Raw genomic sequence first — 22211 nt, forward strand, 5'->3', positions numbered from 1 at the left:
TTTCGGAAGTTTTTTTCATTAAGTTGAATTTAACCATCTATTAATAAACTGAAGAATATTATAGCTATAAGTTTGTTATGGTGCTTGAGTTATAGCCATTTGCTAGCACTAGAATAAAATTTAATTAATGAGACAATAACACTGAAAAAAACGTATCGAATCATTGAATTTGTCTTGGTATGTGATATAATTAAAGAGACAAATTCGCTGATAATTATTAATGAAATCAGAACATATGTATTAATGGGGAAAATATGAAAAGTTATGAGATATTAAGAATAATAGATGAAAATAATGGTGTTATTACAGTGAAGGATGCTTTAAAGTTAGGAATATCTAGAAGTTCTTTATACCGTTTAAAGGATAAAGGAAAACTACAATTAATCTCTAGTGGAGTGTTTTCATTAATGAATGAAATTCCTGATGTTATGTTCATCATACATAATAGATGTAGACAAGGTGTGTTTTCGCATGAATCAGCCTTATACTTACATGATTTAACTGATAGAACACCAGCATCACATGTTTTAACAGTTCCAGCAAATTATAATACTTCAAGCATGAAGGACTTACCTGTTAGTTTTAAATATGTTAAACCGCAAGTAATTGATTTGGGCAGAATAAAAATGATATCACCACAAGGTAATGAAATCTTGGTATATGACATTGAAAGAACGATATGTGATGTTATAAAAAACAAATCAAATATGGATAAATACCTTGTAAATAATGCTTTACGTCTTTATGCAGAACGTAGAAAATCGAAGTTTTCATTATTAATGATATATGCAAAAAAATTAGGTATAGAGAAAAAAGTTTTGGATACAATGGAGGTTTTGATTTGAATTCAAGAGCGCTTAAAGATAAAGTAAAAAACCTTGCTGCTAAACACAAGATAGACCCTCAAGTTTTACTGCAGCAGTTTTTCTGGAACGTGTTCTAGAAAGGATTGCCTTAAGTAAATATAAGGATTTTGTTGTTTTAAAAGGCGGTTTCTTAATAGCTTCGTTTATTGGCATTATGAATAGAAGTACAATGGATTTAGATGCAACTATAAGAGACTATTCTGTGAGTGAATCAAATATCAGATCAATGATTGAAGATATAATTGTGATTGATACAAAGGATGATGTGACTTTTAATCTAATAGGTATAAAAAATATCAGAGAAGATGATGAATATAATGGATACAGGATTCATTTGGAAGCCAATTTTGAAAGAATAGTACAGAATTTAAAACTAGATTTTTCTACTGGAGATAAAATCACACCTAAGGCAATAAAGTACTCGTATAATAAAATGTTTGGCAATGAAAAAATTGATATTTTAACTTATAATCTGGAAACAATTCTGGCTGAAAAGCTAGAAACGGTTTTGAGTAGAGGTGTAGCCAATACGCGTATGAGAGATTATTATGATATTTATGTTTTACGAATACTAAAAGGTGAAGAAGTAGATTTTGAATTGTTTAGAAGAGCTTTTGAAAACACAGCTACTAAGAGAGGAACTATTGATTTGCTAAACTTTTCCACTGAGGTAATAAATAGTATTGAAGCATCACAAGTACTCCATAAATTATGGAATGCATATTCTTCAAATTATTCATATGCAAATAATATTGGGTACAATGACACTGTTAGTGCAATTAAATGGCTGGCAAAGGGAATTATTTAATTAATTAAAATCCATATGAAACTTTCGATTAATTTCGAAAGTTTTTCATTTTAAGCACAGTCTAAACTTCGAATGATGAGTCTTAAGAAAAATGTGTCTTAAAAAGTGTAATGAAGCACACGTGCTCATTAAAATGGGGTGGTGATGCATGAGAAATATCTAAATGCATAAGCTTTGTTGTAGTCATAAAATAAAAAACATATATTTATTGATAAAGAGTTTATTTTAATTTTCTAGGTTTATCCTGTATTTCTTATAATATTTCGAATTGTATGAATATGGTTCGAAGTGAATAAATATACGTTTTCTTGTTGACCAGCCTTCTAAACTGTGTTAATATAGCAATCGTTAACTAAATAATTACCTCATCAAGTGTGAGGTAGAGGCGCGGTATTTATCAGTAAGTATTCTGAAGTTGGAAGCTGATGACGTTTACTAAAAGGAGATATCGCCGAAGTGTTGAGGTCCAAACTCAATGCTGGGTCTGTATTGAATAAATACAGGACTGTCAATATAATGCACCCACATTATATTGTTGAGCTATCTTATGAGATGACGGGAAGTTTATGCATCATGCACTTGACTTTTGTCATGTGCTTTTTTATTGGATTAAAAGCATATCAGAGTAAGTAAATTGTGAAATACTTTACAGGAGAAGTTTTATCGATAAATGACATTCTCATAAGTAACAAAGACATAAAGCAATTATCAAAATTTGAAGGGAGTTATTTATGAATCTATTAGCTTTATTACCACCTATTATTGCCATTGTTTTGGCACTTCTGACGAGAGAAGTTTTATTATCACTAGTCATTGCGATTTTTATAGGCGCATGTATTGTCACCGGTAGTCCTGTGGAAGGATTTACTGCTGTATTAAACAAGTATTTGGTTGGTGCATTAACAGATTCTTGGAACATATCTATTTTACTATTTTGTTTGATCATCGGCGGATTGATTGGCATCATAAACAAAAACGGGGGTACAAAAGGTCTAGCCAGTCTTTTAGTTAAAAGAGCTGTTTCAACTAAGTCGGCGTTATTTTCTACATGGTTATTGGGGCTTGCTATATTTTTTGATGACTATGCCAACTCATTGATTGTTGGTAACTCAATGAGAGCCATAACAGATAGAATGGGTATATCAAGAGAAAAACTTGCTTATATTGTAGACTCAACAGCAGCTCCAATTTCATCGATGGCATTGATATCTACTTGGGTTGGGATGGAACTTGGCTTGATACAAGAAGGATTAGAAAAGTTTGGTTTAAATATGGGGGCATATGATGTCTTTTTACGAAGTATTCCTTTTAGGTTTTACAGCCTACTGGCCTTATTCTTTGTATTGGTCATCATCTTTACAGGAAAAGATTTTGGTCCAATGTTGGCAGCTGAAAGAAAGGCAAGAAAAAAAGCTTCTGATGATCAAGTAGAAGAGTTGTCGTCTAAATGGTACAATGCAATACTACCAATAGGTACTGTAATTGTAGCAACCATTATTGGTCTTTATCAAAATGGCGGTGGTTTTGAAGGGGCATCTATCAGAGAGGCTTATTCAAATGCAGATGCGAGTGTCGTTTTATTATGGGCATCCTTTTTAGGTGTTGTGGTCGCCTGGATTCAGTCTTTGTTTCAAAAGATATCTGTAGCTGAAATCTCTGAATCATTCGTTGAAGGTGTAAAATCAATGGCTGTACCGGCTATGATCTTATCGCTTGCATGGACATTGAGTGGTATCAACTCAGACTTAGGTACTGCAGAAGTTATGGTTGAGTTAATCGGTGAAAATGTACCCGTGTTCTTAATACCAACTATGATGTTTATTGTTCCAGCAATCGTGGCATTCTCGACAGGTACATCATGGGGAACGAATGCGATTGTTATGCCTATTGCAATAGAACTTGCTTTCTTAACAGGTGGCGCTGAACTTATTATACCAACCATTGGAGCTGTCTTGACAGGTGCGGTTATGGGTGATCATTTATCACCTGTATCAGATACAACAATTATGTCTTCAATGGCATCAGGATGTAATCATATCAGTCATGTAAAAACACAAATTCCTTATGCCTTAACTGTTGCAGGCGTTGCCATTGTTTTTGGTTTTGTACCAGCTGGTCTCGGTATGAGTCCTTTGATCTCATTACCATTAGCATCAATTGTTCTTTATGGGATTGTAAAGGTGTTTGGTCAAGCATCTTATGAGGCTGAAAGGCAAGTAGAACAAGCAGCATAACTATAAACTTCTGACGAATTATTGTCAGAAGTTTTTTGATAGTTCTATTTTAAATCACTTTTTATAGTATTTGATTGATTCTCTATGATTTCTTATCTTAAGAATTGTTAGAATTTTCTTAAAAGTAATTAAGAAACGAGAAAATTTTTTTCGCGTTTGATATACTGAATAGGAAAGCGAAAGGAGATTGTATGTATACATTTAAGAAAGGCTTGTATTCAGATGTCAGAATAGAAGACGTATTTGAGACACAAATAGGTTATAAAGATGGGAAATTAGAGCAACAAAAGGTGAGAGCCTATAAAGGCGCATTTATTAGGGTCTTTGATGGAGATAAGTGGTATTATGCTGCCACTACAGAACTTGATAAGGTACAAGACGAGTTAGTTGCACTTTCTAGTATGGCTAAATTGAATGAAAATATCGAAACTCATCCAGTTGTTGCAGCTTTTGAAGTACATAAGGATAAGCATTTGATGTTTGAAGATAACTCTGTAACAGACATTCCTGTTGAGAAAAAGAAGTCTGTGCTGGAGTCTTATTTTATGATCTTTGAAAGAGATGAAATTGTTCAAACAACATGCATGTATGTAGATAAAAAAGTAAGAAAGAACTTTTATTCCTCAAAAGGAGCTGATTTGGAATTTGATAACCAGACAACTGGAATAGGTATCAGATGTCAGTTTTCAATTGGAGAAGAAAAGGGCAGTGAAAGTTTTTCTAAAGCATTTACAACATTTGAACCGTTAACGAACCTATGGGACTTCTTTGAAGATGAAGTGAAAAAACAAGTTGATTATGTAAAACATGCTGAAAATGTTCAAGCAGGCGAGTATACAGTAGTTTTATCTCCAATGGCGACGGGTGTATTTACTCATGAAAGTTTTGGACATAAGAGTGAGTCTGACTTTATGGTCGGTGATGAAACCATGGCCAAAGAATGGCAACTAGGAAAAATGGTAGCTGCTAAAGGTGTTACCATAGTAGATGATGGTAATGAACTTGGTAGTGGCTTTGTTCAGTTTGATGATGAAGGTACGAAGGCAAAGAAAACAATGATCATTACAGATGGTCAATTGACAGGTAGACTTCATTCGGCACCTACTGCTGTTGCATTGAATGAAACATTAACTGGAAATGCCAGAGCTATGAACTTTGAGTTTGAACCAATTGTGCGTATGACCACAACTTATATAGATAAAGGCACTAAGAAGAAAGATGAGATCATCTCAGAAATCAAAGAAGGTATTTTTGTTGATACCATTAGACATGGTTCTGGTATGACAACTTTTACAATAGCACCAAACAGAGCTTATAAGATTGAAAATGGGAAGATTACAAGGCCATTAAAGGTATCAGTCGTAACAGGTAATGTGTTTTCTACTTTAGATGAAATTGATGGTATCAGTGAGGAATTTGAGTTACTCAGTTTTGTAGGTGGTGGCTGTGGCAAAATGGAACAATACCCATTACCAGTTGGTTTTGGTGGTCCATTTATTCGTGTGAAAAAGTTGAATGTACAATAGGAGGAATCATGAAACAGCATTATAAAATTCATTCAAAAGAGACAACTGTCAGGGTACTCAATACAGAAGTTTCTGCAGTAAGAAAAAAGAATATCGTCAAGCAGGCAGTCAGAGTCATAGAAGAAGATAAAATAGGTATTGCAGGAGCTATCGGTTCTTGTAAGTTAGAAGACTTGGAAAGCCAGGCTAAAAGCAACCTATCCATCGGTATTCCTTATCCATATGAACTGAATCCTGTTAAAAAGGAAAGTGTTATCTTAAATGATTGTGATTTAAGTCATGATGGACTAAAGGATACTGTTGAAGAAATCTTAGACTTTTTAAAGGCATATGATGAGTTTGATTTTTCTGAAGTTGCCAAACTGGTAGAAGAGACCATTTCATTTACAGATTCACAAGGCACTGATCTGGTATATGAAGATAAATATGTGGAAATTGGCTTTATTTTAAAAGAGAAGGCCCTAGCCAACTTGTTTGATGGTTTCTTAGCTTACTCTGGCCGCCATTTTGATATGGACAAGTTTAAGTCTTTTAATAAAAAGCTTTTAAAAGCCTATAGCAACAAAGTAGATATGCCTGAGGAAAAAGAACTTCCTGTTATATTTATGGAGGGAGAAGACCTCTTGAGACTTAAGCTATTACAGGAGTTAAATGGTGAAAAAATCGGCTCAAAGGCTTCTATTTTTACAGAGAAGATAGGTAGTAAAATGTTCAATGATAAGTTTAATGTGGTTCAAAACTTCAATCCTGTGACTGCATTCAGACCTTTCTTTGATAAAGAAGGCACTGTCATGGAAAACTATAAGTATCCTCTTATTACAAATGGCGTAATCAATTGCGGCTTTTCCAACAAAAAGGTAGCCAATAGGTATGATCTACCGGAAACAGGTTCTGCAACGGGTGCCTTTGATGATGTACCTTCAATTGGCTATACAAACTTATCTTTTGAAGTAGACTCAGAGAACTTAGAATCTATTGGAAAGGCCATCATGGTTGTCATAGCAGCTGGTGGTGATTACACTTCAGATGGCGCGTTTGCAACACCTGTTCAAAAAGCATTCCTTTATGATGCAGGTAACATTGTTGGTGTATTACCTGAGTTTCAAATAAAATCTCATTTGTACGATATGTTTGGTAAAGACTACATAGGTACTTTTGAAAGTCCATTTTACTCAAATGACCACGGAAAAGTAACTGTTTGTAAAATGACCATAGACTAAAAAGAAGGTCTGTCACTCATAACTTAGTGACAGTCTTTTATTGTATATCTTTTCTTTATATGTTCTTATAGTGATCTAAGTACCACAATAAGTTCTTAAGACACGTTCATGTGGTTGAGGTTGATTTGTATATTGAACTTCTTCTATGTCATAGTTATAAGGATCTTTTAAGATCTTCATCAATGATTTAAAAGGTTTAAAGTCATTTTTATCAGCAGCCTTTAAGGCTTGATCCACTAGATGGTTTCTTGGTATCACCCTAGGATTTGTTTGTTTCATCAAATCATAATCAATGTCAAATGTTCGCCACTCTTTCAAGAAACTGGCCAGTCTTTCATCTTCAAAATCTGGATTTGATAAACTTGCAAATGTATTTGTAAAGTCAAGTTTATGTTCTTGCATAAGACTTAAAAGCTTATGGATAAGTGGTCTAGGGCTATCTAGTAAGCCAATCTTTTTACTGAAGAGTTGATGCCAATAGTGTTTGTGTTTGATCATGTAAGCTTCGACAGCTTTATTTGCAAGCTGTAATGCCTTGTTTTCATCTTCGTCTAGAAGTGGCATCAAAGTTTCTGCAAATCTTGCGATATTCCATTGTCCGATAATGGGTTGATTTTTATAGGCATATCGACCTTGAGTATCAATGGCACTGTAGACTGTTGCCTCATGATAAGTATCCATAAAAGCACATGGTCCATAATCAATGGTCTCACCAGCAATAGACATGTTATCGGTATTCATAACACCATGGATAAAGCCTATAGATTGCCACTTAGCGATTAGTAAAGCTTGTTCATCAATCACTTTATTTAAAAGCTGAAGATATGGCTCAGGCCCCTTAATAGTTGGGTAGAGTCTGTCGATTGAATAGTCAGCCAAGGCTTTTAGATCCTCAATATCAGACATGGCTGCAAATTGAAATGTGCCCACTCGAATATGGCCTTTAGAGATTCTAGTCAAAATGGCACCTTGATTAGGTTTTTCTCTCATGACGGTTTCACCAGATTTAACAACTGCCAAACTACGAGTAGTCGGTATATTTAAGGCGTACATGGCTTCACTGATAATATATTCTCTAAGCATAGAAGATAATGTTGCTCGACCATCTCCTGAACGAGAAAACCTGGTTCGTCCTGAACCCTTAAGTTGAATGTCCATAAGAATATTATTTGGTGTTAGGTGTTCACCTAAAATGATTGCACGGCCATCACCAAGAATTGTGAAGTGACCAAACTGATGGCCTGCATAGGCCTGAGCATAAGGCTGAGACTGGTTTAGATCATTACCAGATAAATCTGCTGGTGTCAGATACATGCTTTTAAGGCCCAAGTCCTGACACAAATCTTCGTTTAAAACAACCATTTCAGGTGCTTTTACTGGTGTAGGGTATATTTCTGAAAACATAATGCTTGGTAAGGTTTTGTAAGTATATTTATATTGCCATCCGATTTTATTCATAAACACCTCATCTTTACTAATTTGGTATACTATAATTATACTATAGCATATAGTCATTTGCTGAAACAAGAGACTTTAGAGGATTTTACTTTTAAAAGCCATGAAAAACAGTTAAACTAGTAATGGATGTAGAAAGGATTATTATGCTGATTAAAGAAGATAAAACATTTGATAATTTAAGAGAGAAGTCGGTTATGAAATGGCTTGAAGATTTAAAGACTCATGATGATATTGAGGTAAGAGGTGGTGTCCAAATAGCCACAGAATACATTGAATCTTTGAAGAAGAAAATTAAGCAATTAGAAGATAAGAATTTACTAAAAGATAAGTACTTAAAAAAAGTGAAAACAGAAAGTGACAAATAGCAGTTCAATTTGAACTGCTATTTTTTTTTCTCATAACGCCAGATTTCTTCAGCGACCTTTGCCAATAAAAGTTGCCTTTTTTCTAGAGTTGCTGGATCCCAGTTGTTCATTGTAAAGGTGTGACTTATTTGATAGTGACTTCTATCATATATGGTCTTTTTTTCTTTGAAATATTGATGATAAGTTTCCTTATGTAAATCTGTCTCAAGCAAGGTTAAATTACCTAGCCTATATATATAATCATCAATATGATCTTTATGAAAATTGACTTTCCAGTGGTTGCTAGGGCTTTCTGGTAATGTATGTTCTATGATTGCATCATTAGAAAAATAAGAATAAGAAGCATCTGATAACTTGTTTTCTATCATTATTAAAATATAAGAGACCAGTTCTTTATGCGTATTTGTATTTATAGATCTTCTTTTAAATGAGTTTTTAAACTGCTCTTTATCAATGTGTAAATGTTTGATTTTCTTGAATATATCATCCGAGTTTGTCAGTTTATTTTGGTTAACCAGAAGTGCTGTTTCATTGATAACTGGTTCTAATTTGTTGGTAGGCATGGCACCTATGATGGCATACCTAAATACAATTGTTGCACACATCTTCAAAACTTCTTTCAGTAGTGCTGGATCCTTCTTCTTGTAAACGCTTAGTAAAAGAGGTATGACTTCTAAAATACCAAAGAGTTTAAGTTCATTGATTGATTTTACAATATCATCATCTTCATTTACATAGGATAAATTGCTACCTGTTAAAGCGCCATAAAAGGGTGCTAGATGATATAGGTCATGAATGAGTTTAAGACCATCATCTCTTGTTTTGATGGTATCTCTAAGGACTTCAAACAAGGTTTCATCTTGGATACTACCTTTGCATGTTTGTAGATAATGTTTAAGAAACAGAGGAAAGCCCTTTGTTGAAACCATTTTGATGATCTCTTGCCACTCATTGTTGACTTTCTTTTTATCACTTGCCTTCAGAAGATCAAAAATATGTATTTTCAAGGAATCTGTAATAGCTGTTTGAATACCGTTGTTTTTTAAAGCATCCATGATGATGTAGGTTTGATTGATGTCCTTTGAATGAATATCAATAAAAAAAAGTTTGTTAACAACATGGTCTAGGAGTTTTCCCAGCTCACCTGTATCTTTTAACCATTTACATTCAATGTCTATTCTTTGAGAATAGAAGTTGAAACAGTTATAGAGGCTACGATTAGATGGATGGAGTTTTCCAATATTTTTAGGTGCCTTAAGATTTATTAGATTTTCAAAGTAAAAGTCCTGGTTGATTTCATTAAGACCCATCTTAGTGTTTGTATTAGAATCTTCATATAGAAGATAATTATGATACAAACTTTCTATCTCTGTTTTGTTCTTTTCTACATCAAGACCATAATCAATGAGCTTATAATACTTCTCAACAATACACAAGATCAAAATACTTATTGTAAGAAGCCTTTGTTGACCATCGACCAGATAAAATACATCTTCTGTGTCATTGTATGTTGTCATTATAGAGCCGAGAAAAAGTTCTTCTTCATTTGCTTTTGTAATTCTTATATCTTGCCAAAGCTTATGCCACTGGTTTTCTCCCCAAGAGTAAGATCGTTGAAATTTAGATACGATGAATGCTTTTCTATTCTTCATAATTTCTGAAAAACATTTATTATTAACTGCGAATTGATCTTGCATTATACCTCCAATACATTACTATTTCGAGGAAAGAATATCATATTTACCCTCATTATGAAAGCTGTGCAGGTAGACATATATGTCAATTTACGGTTTTGCAATATGCTTATATACTCACCTTGTGGAGGTGATTCGATGAGAAGTAAAATCAGTAATTTTAAAAAGAGCAGTTTAATTAGTTTAGCAATTGTACTAATGGTATGTTTAACAATAGGTGTTTTTGTAAACACAGTATTTATCCCTATGGGGCTTGCTAATGGAGAAGATCCAGGTTGGCATTCAGAAGGCGACGAAGATCCAGGCTGGCATTCAGAAGGCGACGAAGATCCAGGCTGGCATTCAGAAGGCGACGAAGATCCGGGTTGGCATTCAGAAGGCGACGAAGATCCAGGTTGGCACTCAGAAGGTGACGAAGATCCAGGTTGGCATTCAGAAGGYGACGAAGATCCAGGTTGGCATTCAGAAGGCGACGAAGATCCAGGTTGGCATTCAGAAGGTGACGAAGATCCAGGTTGGCACTCAGAAGGCGATGAAGATCCAGGCTGGCATTCAGAAGGCGATGAAGATCCGGGGTATCATTCATAGATAAGAAGATAAAAAAGTAGGAAAGATATGACTATAAATCATATCTTTCTTTGAGTGTTTTATACATTTTTTCATAATCATTATGGGCATTAACCAGCTTGTAAAGCTCGATTGAAATACGAAGGTATTTTTTCCCTTCTTCAATGTCATCTGCTTTATAAGATGCTCTTCCATAAATATTGCAAAGGTCTGCTAGATAAGCAGTCTTATTTAGTTTAAGGCAGTGATCGATGCCTTTTTTTGATACAGAAACAGACTTTGGATAGAAGTTCAGTTCTAAGTAAAGTCTAGAAAGATTATATAAGAAACGCGAATAGACATCATCTGTAAGATGTGTATTATGGCGTTCATAATTGTTAATAGATTTAACAAGTAGTGTTTCAGCCACTTCAAAGTTACTGTCCTTTAAATATAGAACAATAATGGAATTCATGATCCTGAGCTCTAATGGACTTAATGGAAAGTCAAATAACTCATAGATTGTTCCAAACTCTCTGGTCTTTCTTAGAATATACTCATAGTATTCTATAGAAATTGTAATAGGCACTTCAACGTAATTACTTAAGGCACCCATTAACCAAGCTGATTCCTGATTCACAATGGTGCAATCGGTATTGTTGAGAATCTCTGAGTTCAAAAGAAGATCTAATGTCTCATCATGCTTTTGCTTGCTGAATAGATCATTGGCCGTTTGAATTTCCCTTTTGAGCTGATAGGCATTTGGTTCGGATATGTAGGGTATATAATCAAATAATTCATTTCCTAATCGCTTGGAGAACTCAGACAGTAATAGAAGCGTTGGATTGGCCAGATTATTTTCTATACGTGATAAATGTTTGACTGTACATATGCCTTCAGATAATTGAGTTTGTGTGATATTTTTTAAGGTTCTTAGTTCTTTTATGACATTGCCAAAATAATCGTTCATTGAGTCCTCCTTTTATATATGATATCACAAGATGGATACAAATGGTAAAGGGAATATAGAGATTTTAGGAGAATTTTATACCTATGATAAAGTTTAAACTATTATTATAGTTGAGGTAGAAATTGCAGGAAAATGGATAATACCTATTGATAAAAATCCGACTTATTCTCTAGAAAGTTACTTTGCTAGTAATCCTTAATGGATAAAGTAAATGTTTTTTCTAAATATTAAGACAATTTAAGGGATAAAATGACGATTATGAAAAGAATGTAATGACAATATGTATAATTCAATATAAAATTAATTTGTACGTAACACGAAATAAATTTTTGCTTTAAAATAAAGATGATAGAAACTAATATGATTTGGAGACCCTATGATTGAACTTAGAAACATAAAGAAAGTATACAAGCATAACAATCAATCGCATACAATCTTAGATGACTTGTCTTATACTTTTAAGGAAGGTACAAAAACATCCATCCTAGGTGAAAGTGGCAGTGGTAAAACCACTTTACTCAATATCATCGGTGGTATCGACTTGGACTTTGATGGCGACTTATACTTCAAAGGCAAGCAAGTGACGGACTTTGATAAGTTTAGAAGAGAACATGTAAGTTTTATCTTTCAAAGCTTAAACTTAATCAGTCATTTGTCTTTAATTAAGAACATAACCATCAGCTTAACCAATGATGTTAAACATAAGGAAGAAAGAGCCGTTGACCTTTTAAAGCAAGTGGGTCTTTATGAACATAGAGATAAAAAACCGCATCAGTTATCAGGTGGTGAAAGACAAAGAGTGGCCATTGCCAGGGCCTTGGCAAGAGAGTCTGATATCTTATTATGCGACGAACCAACAGGTTCTTTAGATGAAGACACCAAACAAGATATCATGAACTTGATTATGGATGTATTTAAAGACAGGACCGTGATATTTGTTACCCACGATGAAAAACTGTCTCATCAGTATGCAGATACTATTCTAAAGTTTGATAAATCTGGCATTTCGTGTGAAGTCATTCATGAAAAAAAAATAATGCCAAAAGACCGCCTTGAAAAGGGACGTAGCTTTAACAAGAGATTTGAGTTTAACTTGCTTTCTAGGAGGATAGACCTATTCAATGCTTCTTATTTAATCATCATCATATCAGCCATTTTTTTATTCGGGACAGGCATCATTAGGGGGATTGAAACGGAAGTTGACAACTTTTATATAGACAAGTACAAGGTTGATAAAATAGATGTTTATACAACCAGGTATACCGTCGATGGCTTTAAGACCTTTGTGAATGATTACAATATGGAAAATGAAAGCCAAATTATTGGCTACATGGCTAAGCTTAATATGGATGTTAGACTGGCTTCTAGTGATCAAGCGACAAGCATGGCCTTACATAATATCCAAGGGGCTTATGGTCAGTCTATTCATCATGATTTAATCGCAGGCTCTCTGCCGGAAAGTAATCAAGAAATCCTCTACAGTAAGGGGGCTGCCCTCAAAATACTGATGGCTGATAACAGGGACTTATCTGATTTGAGTAAAATGTCAGATGATGATTTGTTGTCTGATTTGCAAGCTCTAGATATATCTTATTTAAATACCTATCAGTACAATGAGGAAAGATATTATGATGCACTTTTAAAGATTGTGGGTCTTATTGACGACTACAACTATTTTGACAATGAAGTGACGGATGAAGATTCTCTTTTACTAAACTCTAACATATATGTCTTAGACCAGGAGTTTATGTCATTTATTGATGTGGTTTATTTAGGAGAACGTGGTGTCAAGTTTCAGGAGTTCAGCATCTTTATTGAAGAAGAGAACTTTGATCTAAGAAATGATGTTTTTGATGCCTTCTTGCTTCGTGGTTATCAGATATCAGGTAGAGATACAATTACCAAAGAGAGAAATGATTACCATGAGAGACTTCATGGTTATAAGATTACTCTCATGGTAGGCTGTTTCATCTTGCTGATATTTGGAGCCATATCAATATACAATGGTATACAAACATCTATTGTAAGAAACAAGAAGAACATTGGCATATACAAGTCTTTAGGTTATACATCTAAAAATATTAAGGCTATGTTTGTAACGGAAGGTGTCATTATATCAATTTTTACAATCACACTTTCACTTCTCATATGGTTGACTTTAAAGTTGATTATGAATGATTACATCGTGAATGTCTTAGATCCGACAAATAAGTTTGGTTTTGAAAACCTGACTTACTTAGCACCTTACGCCTTAGTAATAGTGACATCAATTGTCGTGACTATTATTATGACATCTATACATCAGGAGTTTAAGAAAATCAATATCGTCTCTTTAATCAAACATAAATAAGGTGGTTAGTATGCTGGAACTTATAAACATAAAAAAGAACTATCAAATAAGAAAAGATAAATTTCAAACAGTCCTAAAGGGTGTAAATGTTAAGTTTTCTAATAAAGGTTTTGTCTCAATTTTAGGTAGCAGTGGTAACGGAAAGACAACGCTTTTAAATGTCATCGGTGGTCTAGACACCATTGATTCGGGTATGATTAAATTCAATGATGAAGAAGTAACAGACTTTGAGCAATTTAGGAGAGAGCGTATCGGTTATGTCTTTCAACAGTTTAACTTAGTTGAACACCTGACCATTGTTGACAATGTCATTGTATCTATGGATGATGACGTTAAAGACAAGATAGGACGCGCCAAGGAAATCCTTATTGATATGGGTCTAGAAGCAAATATGGACAAACATCCCAAGCATTTATCAGGTGGCCAACAACAAAGAGTGGCTATTGCAAGGATGATTGCCAAAGATGTAGATATCATCATCTGTGATGAGCCTACAGGTTCTTTAGACGATGAAACTGAAAAGTCTATTGTTGAGATTATTAAGAAGCTTTCTAAAGAAAAATTGGTTTTGTTTGTCACACATAATCGTCATATAGCTGAAACATACAGTGATAGGATTATCCATGTAAAAAGCGGACAACTCCTTGAAGATGATATGAACAAGAAAGACATTCATCCCAATACCCAAAAGAACAAAAGGACATATAAAAAGAATATTTTTTGGCTGGCAAGAAAATCACTTACAGGCAGAAAAAAGTTTTCACTTAAGTATCTCTTTTTAACAACATTTATATTACTGGTGGCTTCTGGTACCTTCATATTAGAAGGTGAGTTCTTTAAGAGGTACATGCATGAATCCGCTATAGAAGACGGGATCAATGTCCTTTACTTTGAAAACAATGAAATTGAAACTTTTGGAGATGTAGACAATGTGACTCATATCACACCCTACTATGATTTAACAATAGGTGTCGCTGCTTCAAACTATGAGTCAACCCGTAAGTCAACGGAGTCGCTTGTTGAAAACGTTACAGGCAATGATTATATCAAAAGTATCATCACAGATGGTCGTTTTCCTGAGAATCCTTATGAAATTTTGATGACTGCAGAAGGTGCCATTCTTTTGCTTAAGGATTTAAATATTGGTGGAGAGAGACTATATGACCAGTACTTAACTGGTGAAGTCACCAGTGATTATGTTTTTTCATTGGTTGATTGGAAACAGTTTTTCATTGCTGAGTATGGTATGCCTAGAGTTAAAATAGTAGGACTGCTAGATGATAAGAAAATTGCAGAAGACTATCATAAGGTATACTTTGTAGATGGCTTCTTTGACTTGTTTGAATACCCGGGTGGCGTTAAGTATGACCATATAAAAGTCTATAAGGACAATCTTTATAGACAAGCCAATGAGTCGATTATTGAAGAACTATCCACGTTAGGATTAAGTGTCAATGAAGACTATAAGATAAAACTTGATGGTATATACAGGCATATAGATTCCTTTTTAAATCTGTCTAAGATATCGCTTTATTTGATAATAGGCATCGCTTTGGTCTCTTTCTTGTCTTTGCAATATACTTCCTTGTTTGAAAGAAAGTTTGAGATTGGCCTTTATAGAGCACTGGGGTATAGCAAATCCAATATACTGAGAGTCTTTGCATCTGAGATGTTTACAATTAGTTTGATTGCACTTATACTCGTACTGCTTGCTATGAATCTTTTCTCACTTATCATGTTATCAAATTTGGACTACTATACATCAATGGCAGAAATCTTAGATACTTTAAATATAGGTTGGATATCATTAGGCCTCTTTGGGATTATCTCGCTCTTTACTTTAGTATCTATTTACAGTGGTAATTATCTAATTTTAAGAAAATCAGTATTATCAAATATCAATAATCTATAATTACTTCAGAAAGACTCCATTGGGGTCTTTCTTGTTTTTTATTATTTCAATCGGGTATGAATTTAATCAGGAGGCAATATGAAAAAATATCTAATTGCACTTATTATCTTGCTTGTGGCTTGTTCACCGATTCAAACAAGTGAACGTGTTGTAAGAATTGGTTTAGATGAAGACTATGCACCTGTTCAGTATATGGATGGCAGTGAAATTGTAGGGATATTTCCTGATATCATTGATTGGATGAGTGATAACTCTAACTTGAGCTTTGAATATGTGATTTACAAGAACTTCAATGACATGATAGATGATTTAAAAAATAATAAACTGGATGCTGTATCTGCAGTTGCTTCTATTGAAGAGAGAAGGGCCTTTGCTTATTTTACAGATTTTACTTATGACATAGAAAGTGTGGCACTCACTAGGAACTCCATGGATTTTTCAGATGAAGCGGACTTGATGAAATCAAATGTAGCCTTGATTGAAGGCTTTACAGTGTCTTCTAAAGTTGAAAAAAGATATCCTGACAAAGAATTTGTCTATGTTTCTACCGTTGATGAGGGGATCAAGGGTTTATCAGTAGGCAACTACGATGCCTTTATTTGTGAACTTGCTCAAGCCTCATATTATGTGGATGATTTAAATGTCGTCAACTTAAAGGTGCTCCATAACATTAACTTAGACATATCCACTGATTTGGCTTTTATGATTGATGACGATCAAGGAGATTTGCTAAAAGATTTCAATATGATACTCAATAATATGCCAGATCAAGTTAAAGAGGATATTGAAGGTGAGTGGGTATCGTTAACACGAAATGAATGGACCATATGGTTCAATGTCATTACATTATCACTTGCAGTTATTGCAGTCATAGCCCTTTTTATTGTTATATGGAATAGGAGTTTAAAAAAAGAGGTTAACAAGAAAACCGATGAACTGACGGGGGCGCTTAATAAGAACAAAGACCAGCAAAAGCTCCTTAAGGAAATGAACGATTCACTTGAGCAAACAGTAGAGGAAAGAACGCGTGAGCTACTTGGGGTCAATGAGGCCTTAGAAAAATCCATTCAGTCTTTAAAGGATACTCAGGTAGAATTGGTTGAAGCCAGAAAAATAGCCTCCTTGGGTTCTTTGGTTACAGCCCTATCACATGAACTTAATACACCGGTAGGTTCTTCTTTAATATCCAATTCGGCCATACATTCTGAACTTAAGGTTTTAAGTCGACTGCTTGAATCCGATCAACTGTCTAGGGGCAAACTGGGCAAGTCATTTGATAAGATGCAGTCTCTGTGTGACCTTAATGAAAGTGGTCTCAACAAGGTCAAGGCCATCATAGATGACTTTAAGGAGATTTCAATTAAAAAGGGCGAACGATCTTTTAGACAAGTAAAATTGTCGGATGCTGTGGCGCTTTCTTATCATCAGGTCTTTAAGGATATGTCCTTAGAGATCGAGTATGATTTTGAAATGTCTTTGAGTCTTAAAAGTAACCTTGAACTACTGGTTCTTGTCTTTTCAAATCTAATGAAAAACTCACTTAATTATGCTGTCTTGGATTTAGGTTACATTAAAATATCTGCTCTTAAAGATGATGAGACATGCATCATTAAATATTATGATTCATCCCTTGTCATTAAGCCTGAGATAGTTTCTCAAATGTTCGAGCCTTTTCACACTTCTGATAGAGGTGGCCATATGGGCTTAGGACTATATAAGGTTTATAATATTATCCACTATACTTTAGGAGGTAAAATCTACTATGTGGGAGATCAAAAGCCTCATTTTGAAATAAAGTTTCCAGTAAGTAATGATTAAAGGTTTCATTTTGATAAGAAATGAAGCTTTTTTTATATTCTAAACAAGTTGATGGCTTGATAAGCTAGGGGTAACTTATTTAAAGGAGATGGATATGAAGAAATTTGTTGTGTTAATACTCTTGTCACTCTTATTGGTTGCTTGCCAATCAGATGATGAAAGTTTACGAGTGGGGATGGATTTAAGATTTTACCCTTTTACAGGGATGGATGCTGAGGGAAATCCTTCTGGTGTAGAAGTAGATATTTCTAAGGCACTTGGGGACTATTTGGGAAGAAATGTTGAGATAGTCAATACTGAGTTTCCGATGTTGATACCAGCTTTACAAAGTGGAGAGATTGATATCGTTATTGGTTCTATGTCCGTTACAGAGGAACGTGAGAAAACCGTTGATTTTTCTAAGCCTTATATGTATGACAAGATTGTTGCCCTAGTTAATAAAGATTTTGCCGAGAATAATGAAGTCAGTGATGAGATGTCTGTAGACAGCTTTTTCTCTTTATTAAATGCGCGATTTATTGGTATTACAGGTTCCATTGCAGTTTCAATTCCACAATCATATGGTTACGAGGTTCAGGCTGTGACAAGTGATGCAGTTGCAGAAAGAGAAATTGCGACAGGTGGTGCTGATGTACTGGTTGGTGCTTACACACTTTATGGTATGCATGATACCAACAAAGAGACAACCCTGATGTACAAAAATGCCATTGAACTTTCTGACATTGCCATGGCTGTAAAAGAAGGCAATAGAGATCTTTTAGACCAAGTCAATGACTTTATTGATACAATGGAAGATTCCGGTTTAACTGACCAACTTAAAAGTGACTGGAATGAAGAAATAGGCAAAAAGTTATTTGATGCTTCAATGACTTTAGATTACTACTTAAACAAATAAGGGATGACATGAAATCAAGAATGGTTCAAATTATATTATCAGTCCTCTTATACCTTGTCTTGGCAGTTTTAATGATCATGCAAGTTTCAGATGTACTAGATTTTTCCTTCTTAATAGAAAATAAGGCCATGCTACTTAAGGCTACTTGGACAACTTTGTATTTGAGCATCTTTGCCATGCTAAGCAGCATGGTCATTGGCTTTATGCTCTTTTTACTGACAGAATCATCTTCAGTGTTTCTGAAAGTGACTGCTGGTATCTACAAAGAAATCATCATGGGGACCCCACTTCTGGTACTTGTTTTTGTTGTGGTATATATCATTGGCGTGGCTTTAGGGATTAGAAACAAGATGATGCTTGGCTTTCTTGCCATTACCTTATACATGAGTCCCTATATGACCAATGCCTTTGACGGGGCTTATAGAGCCATTGATAAAAGTCAGTTTATGGTCATGGATTTCTATGGCTTTTCAATTTATCAAAAGTACAGGTATATACTTTTGCCACAGATGATTAGGCCAATTGTTCCCTCATTAATCAACAACCTATCAGGGATTATTAAGGGGACATCCATTCTGTCTACCATAGCTATATCGGAGATCTTTTATACGACGTCTGTTTTATCAAACCAGTCTTATCGCTACATTGAAGGTTACTTTGTTTTATGGATGGTCTACTTGCTTATTACCATTCCTTTATCGAGACTGGCAAAGTATTTAACGAAAGCTGAGGTGGAAAATGGACATTAAAATCAACAACTTAAGAAAGTCTTATGACCAAGTTGTCCTTGATGATATTAGCTTGAATATTTCATCTTATAAGTCCATCGCCATTATTGGCCAGAGTGGGTGTGGTAAATCAACCCTACTTAGAATGATGACTGGGATAGAAGAAGTAGATTCTGGCAAAATCGAGTTTAACAAACATGAACTGGGTATAGGTGATATAAGGGCTTATCAAAAGTCTATAAGCATGGTCTTTCAAAAACATAACTTGTTTCCACATCTGACTTTGAAAGACAACATCACAATGATTTTGGATAAAATTTATAAGATGGACAATCAACTGGCTGATAAAAAGGCTGTAGACTTGCTTTCCAGTTTGCAACTTGAAGACCATATGCATAAAAAACCTGACCAAGTTTCTGGTGGACAAGCACAACGTGCATCTATTGCCAGGGCACTTGCCACAGACCCAGAAATTATATTTATGGATGAACCAACAGCTGCCCTTGACCCTATACTGACAAGGGAAGTTTTAGAATCGGTAAAAGCACTGAAATCGTCTGGGACTCAGTTTGTATTTGTCACCCATGAACTGGGTTTTGCTAGAGAGTTTGCAGATTATGTTGTTTTCATGGAAGAAGGAAAGATTGTAGAAGAAGGACCTCATATACTTCAGCGTCCTTCAAGTGATGTTTTAAAGCATTTTTTAGAAAATGAAAGGGGATAAGATGACAGTTAAAGAGATTTATGAGATGTTTGAGGCAATCGGTGTGTTGACTTTTTCGACCATTCATAATGGTGAAGTACATTCTAGAGTGGCTCATTTTAATGGTTATGATGAAAATGGCATCTATTTTAGAACCATGTGGAACAAGCCATATGGAAGGCAGTTAAAGGCTTCTAAAAAGGTGACTGTTTGTGGTATTACAGATTCAAGAATACTGGGCCATGATGAAGAGGGCGTACCAGATTTTCCTCCAGGCTATACCATTAGATTGATTGGTGAAGTAAGACATCTAGAAGAAAATGAAGTGAGAGAACTGGCTAAGACCAATAAGGATTTGGAACTGGCAGTTTATGATATGGATAAGTATCCAGCCATGAAAGATGGCAACTTTGTTATTTACAAGGCCAAGGGTGAAATCTTTGATTATGACTTTGAATGTACAAAGAGAGACCATAAGGTTTTAAGAACAAGATTTGAGTTTGGCGGTATGTCCTATAATGAAGCGGGTCCTATTATTACAGATAAGTGTATAGAGTGTGGTCAGTGTAAAGATGTCTGTTCATTTAAGGCCATTGAGGAGGGAGCGCCATATAAGGTCTTATCTCATAAATGTGATGATTGTGGCTCTTGTATCATGACATGTCCAATGGATGCCATTCAAGTTTCTAAGGTATTTTAAGTCGTATTTTATACGGCTTTTATTTTACCTCAGTGGGGGTTAGCTGCAGTTGCAAAAAACATAGAAAAATATGTAAAAATGCAGTAAAACATAGAAAGTTAATTTGAACATATGTGTGTAGATATTAACATTCTTTTATTAATTTTGACATTTAGCGTGTTGCGAACTTGTGTTCGGGTACCTTTTCTGGTATAATAAAGTATATTTATTTTATTATTATCTAATTTGCTTTTCACCATATATATATGTTTACTTATATTAATAATTCCTAGATTTATTTATTGTTTTTCAAAGGAGTTATTTTTTTATGTCTGTAATTAATGTCACTTACCAGGAGAAAATTAGAATAGAATCATACTACTCTGTACTTAATGAAATCGCAGACTTCTGGTCACGTTTATCATGTAAACTTTCTGTTGATTTAGCATGTAAAAAAATGAAAAGAAATCAACTCAAAAAGAAATACATATCAGAACATGGTATACTTGCCAGACAGTTTAATAGTATGTATTGTTATATAAGTGGACTTATAGATTCAAGGATAGAGTTGATGAATGATGAGATTTCTGATAAGAAAATGCGTCTTGAGTTTTTAAGTAAAGACATACAAAGACTTACATCAGAAAGTAAAGAAATTGGTTTGACTCTAAAGGACCTTAAACAATCGGATACACATTTTAAAGACCTTGTGAAAGAAAAGAAGCAATTAGAACGTAATATACATTATAAAAAACGTAAATTAGACAATCTTCAACACAAACTAATAAAACTTGAAAATGATTTGGATGATGGCATTATAAGAGTATGCTTTGGCACTAAAAAGCTCTTCAAGAAGCAATTTAAGCCTTCTGGTTTATCCCATAGCGAATGGAAACAAGAATGGGTAAATGCTCGAAACCATATGTTTTTCTGTATCGGGTCCAAAGACGAAGTAAATGGTAATCAGAATTGTAGATATTCTGGAGATGAGTTGAAACTTAGAATACCAAGATGTTTAGAAGAAAAATATGGACAGTATTTGACTATTAAGGACATTGACTTCAATTATGGTAACGAAATGATGGAAAAAGTAACTCAGCATTATGGATATCGTGTAAATAAAGGCTTTAAAATTGAAAAGATTTATCAAGTAGTGTCTTATAGATTTATAAGAAAAAGAGATATATGGTATGTTCATGCATCACTTGAATACGAAGCACCGAAAGAAGTTACAAGTCCTTTTGTAGGGGAATTAGGTATCGATTTTAACGTCAATCATCTAAATTGTTACCATGTCGACCGATACGGTAATCCAATAAACCATTTTACATTAAAGTATGAAATGTACTCAAAATCCTCTAATCAAATCAAAGATATGTTAAACAAAGTAGCTGTAGATATTACGAATTATGCTGAAATTAATGGTTTAATGGTCGTCA

The 22211-nt window shown here is 34.4% G+C and carries 18 protein-coding genes and 1 riboswitch; of the genes, 15 read left to right on the forward strand and 3 right to left on the reverse strand.

All coding sequences use genetic code 11. From position 1 onward, the window contains the following. Window positions 1–254 precede the first annotated feature (254 nt). From EZV73_RS26505 to EZV73_RS26525, 5 genes are all read left to right on the forward strand, one after another. On the forward strand, window positions 255–845 hold the full coding sequence (locus EZV73_RS26505; RefSeq protein ID WP_240843556.1) for a type IV toxin-antitoxin system AbiEi family antitoxin domain-containing protein: 591 nt from the start codon (window positions 255–257) through the stop codon (window positions 843–845). A gap of 82 nt (window positions 846–927) precedes the next feature. Continuing rightward, window positions 928–1674 (forward strand): nucleotidyl transferase AbiEii/AbiGii toxin family protein, encoded by a 747-nt coding sequence (locus EZV73_RS26510; protein ID WP_255814128.1) that lies wholly within the window; start codon window positions 928–930, stop codon window positions 1672–1674. Between the two features lie 372 nt (window positions 1675–2046). Next, window positions 2047–2225, forward strand: a riboswitch (Lysine riboswitch). Between the two features lie 180 nt (window positions 2226–2405). Next, the gene (locus tag EZV73_RS26515) at window positions 2406–3908 is read left to right on the forward strand and encodes a Na+/H+ antiporter NhaC family protein (protein ID WP_240843557.1); all 1503 of its coding nucleotides are present in this window, start codon (window positions 2406–2408) and stop codon (window positions 3906–3908) included. Window positions 3909–4099: 191 nt separating this feature from the next. Further along, window positions 4100–5434: a TldD/PmbA family protein gene (locus EZV73_RS26520; RefSeq protein WP_240843558.1), complete on the forward strand. Its 1335-nt coding sequence runs from the start codon at window positions 4100–4102 to the stop codon at window positions 5432–5434. An 8-nt stretch (window positions 5435–5442) separates the two neighbouring features. Beyond that, on the forward strand, window positions 5443–6654 hold the full coding sequence (locus EZV73_RS26525; protein WP_240843559.1) for a metallopeptidase TldD-related protein: 1212 nt from the start codon (window positions 5443–5445) through the stop codon (window positions 6652–6654). 75 nt (window positions 6655–6729) lie between these two features. Here the strand turns inward: EZV73_RS26525 and EZV73_RS26530 are convergent, their stop codons facing one another. Next, a complete protein-coding gene (locus EZV73_RS26530; RefSeq protein WP_240843560.1) occupies window positions 6730–8112 on the reverse strand; it encodes a YdiU family protein in 1383 nt (460 codons plus the stop codon). A 143-nt stretch (window positions 8113–8255) separates the two neighbouring features. Here EZV73_RS26530 and EZV73_RS26535 point away from each other — a divergent pair, with 143 nt between their 5' ends. Further along, the gene (locus EZV73_RS26535) at window positions 8256–8477 is read left to right on the forward strand and encodes a hypothetical protein (RefSeq protein WP_240843561.1); all 222 of its coding nucleotides are present in this window, start codon (window positions 8256–8258) and stop codon (window positions 8475–8477) included. A 17-nt stretch (window positions 8478–8494) separates the two neighbouring features. Here the strand turns inward: EZV73_RS26535 and EZV73_RS26540 are convergent, their stop codons facing one another. Next, a complete protein-coding gene (locus EZV73_RS26540) occupies window positions 8495–10174 on the reverse strand; it encodes a DUF262 domain-containing protein (protein WP_240843562.1) in 1680 nt (559 codons plus the stop codon). Window positions 10175–10309: 135 nt separating this feature from the next. Here EZV73_RS26540 and EZV73_RS26545 point away from each other — a divergent pair, with 135 nt between their 5' ends. Then, window positions 10310–10759, forward strand: coding sequence for an MSCRAMM family adhesin SdrC (locus tag EZV73_RS26545; RefSeq protein WP_240843563.1), 450 nt, complete (start codon window positions 10310–10312; stop codon window positions 10757–10759). Window positions 10760–10790: 31 nt separating this feature from the next. Here EZV73_RS26545 and EZV73_RS26550 read toward each other — a convergent pair whose 3' ends face one another. Continuing rightward, window positions 10791–11687 carry a helix-turn-helix domain-containing protein gene (locus tag EZV73_RS26550; RefSeq protein WP_240843564.1) on the reverse strand — a complete coding sequence of 299 codons (897 nt, stop codon included), beginning with the start codon at window positions 11685–11687 and terminating at the stop codon, window positions 10791–10793. 376 nt (window positions 11688–12063) lie between these two features. On the opposite strand from EZV73_RS26550, the gene EZV73_RS26555 reads away from it, so the two are divergent. The 8 genes from EZV73_RS26555 to EZV73_RS26590 all read left to right on the forward strand — a co-directional run. Beyond that, the gene (locus tag EZV73_RS26555) at window positions 12064–14037 is read left to right on the forward strand and encodes an ABC transporter ATP-binding protein/permease (RefSeq protein WP_240843566.1); all 1974 of its coding nucleotides are present in this window, start codon (window positions 12064–12066) and stop codon (window positions 14035–14037) included. Window positions 14038–14047: 10 nt separating this feature from the next. After that, window positions 14048–15949, forward strand: coding sequence for an ATP-binding cassette domain-containing protein (locus EZV73_RS26560; protein ID WP_240843567.1), 1902 nt, complete (start codon window positions 14048–14050; stop codon window positions 15947–15949). A gap of 78 nt (window positions 15950–16027) precedes the next feature. Beyond that, entirely contained in the window at window positions 16028–17767 is a 1740-nt protein-coding gene (locus EZV73_RS26565) for a transporter substrate-binding domain-containing protein (RefSeq protein ID WP_240843568.1), read from the forward strand. A gap of 94 nt (window positions 17768–17861) precedes the next feature. Then, window positions 17862–18662, forward strand: a complete 801-nt coding sequence (locus EZV73_RS26570; protein ID WP_240843569.1) for a transporter substrate-binding domain-containing protein — start codon at window positions 17862–17864, stop codon at window positions 18660–18662. Between the two features lie 8 nt (window positions 18663–18670). Then, window positions 18671–19411, forward strand: a complete 741-nt coding sequence (locus EZV73_RS26575) for an amino acid ABC transporter permease (RefSeq protein ID WP_240843570.1) — start codon at window positions 18671–18673, stop codon at window positions 19409–19411. Beyond that, on the forward strand, window positions 19401–20114 hold the full coding sequence (locus tag EZV73_RS26580; RefSeq protein ID WP_240843571.1) for an amino acid ABC transporter ATP-binding protein: 714 nt from the start codon (window positions 19401–19403) through the stop codon (window positions 20112–20114). The genes EZV73_RS26575 and EZV73_RS26580 overlap by 11 nt, the downstream gene beginning before the upstream one ends. 1 nt (window position 20115) lies before the next feature. After that, a complete protein-coding gene (locus tag EZV73_RS26585) occupies window positions 20116–20793 on the forward strand; it encodes a 4Fe-4S binding protein (RefSeq protein ID WP_240843572.1) in 678 nt (225 codons plus the stop codon). 307 nt (window positions 20794–21100) lie between these two features. Beyond that, on the forward strand, window positions 21101–22211 hold a 1111-nt coding region (locus EZV73_RS26590; protein WP_240843574.1), incomplete at its 3' end, for a hypothetical protein.

This window comes from Acidaminobacter sp. JC074, assembly GCF_022496765.1.
Lineage (GTDB): Bacteria > Bacillota > Clostridia > Peptostreptococcales > Acidaminobacteraceae > JABXKX01.

Excerpts from the sequence above, each read along its gene's own strand:
- EZV73_RS26505 (WP_240843556.1), top strand. The coding sequence starts at position 255 with ATGAAAAGTTATGAGATATTAAGAATAATAGATGAAAATAATGGTGTT.
- EZV73_RS26515 (WP_240843557.1), top strand. The coding sequence starts at position 2,406 with ATGAATCTATTAGCTTTATTACCACCTATTATTGCCATTGTTTTGGCA.
- EZV73_RS26520 (WP_240843558.1), top strand. The coding sequence starts at position 4,100 with ATGTATACATTTAAGAAAGGCTTGTATTCAGATGTCAGAATAGAAGAC.
- EZV73_RS26525 (WP_240843559.1), top strand. The coding sequence starts at position 5,443 with ATGAAACAGCATTATAAAATTCATTCAAAAGAGACAACTGTCAGGGTA.
- EZV73_RS26530 (WP_240843560.1), bottom strand. The coding sequence starts at position 8,112 with ATGAATAAAATCGGATGGCAATATAAATATACTTACAAAACCTTACCA.
- EZV73_RS26535 (WP_240843561.1), top strand. The coding sequence starts at position 8,256 with ATGCTGATTAAAGAAGATAAAACATTTGATAATTTAAGAGAGAAGTCG.
- EZV73_RS26540 (WP_240843562.1), bottom strand. The coding sequence starts at position 10,174 with ATGCAAGATCAATTCGCAGTTAATAATAAATGTTTTTCAGAAATTATG.
- EZV73_RS26550 (WP_240843564.1), bottom strand. The coding sequence starts at position 11,687 with ATGAACGATTATTTTGGCAATGTCATAAAAGAACTAAGAACCTTAAAA.
- EZV73_RS26555 (WP_240843566.1), top strand. The coding sequence starts at position 12,064 with ATGATTGAACTTAGAAACATAAAGAAAGTATACAAGCATAACAATCAA.
- EZV73_RS26560 (WP_240843567.1), top strand. The coding sequence starts at position 14,048 with ATGCTGGAACTTATAAACATAAAAAAGAACTATCAAATAAGAAAAGAT.
- EZV73_RS26565 (WP_240843568.1), top strand. The coding sequence starts at position 16,028 with ATGAAAAAATATCTAATTGCACTTATTATCTTGCTTGTGGCTTGTTCA.
- EZV73_RS26570 (WP_240843569.1), top strand. The coding sequence starts at position 17,862 with ATGAAGAAATTTGTTGTGTTAATACTCTTGTCACTCTTATTGGTTGCT.
- EZV73_RS26575 (WP_240843570.1), top strand. The coding sequence starts at position 18,671 with ATGAAATCAAGAATGGTTCAAATTATATTATCAGTCCTCTTATACCTT.
- EZV73_RS26580 (WP_240843571.1), top strand. The coding sequence starts at position 19,401 with ATGGACATTAAAATCAACAACTTAAGAAAGTCTTATGACCAAGTTGTC.
- EZV73_RS26585 (WP_240843572.1), top strand. The coding sequence starts at position 20,116 with ATGACAGTTAAAGAGATTTATGAGATGTTTGAGGCAATCGGTGTGTTG.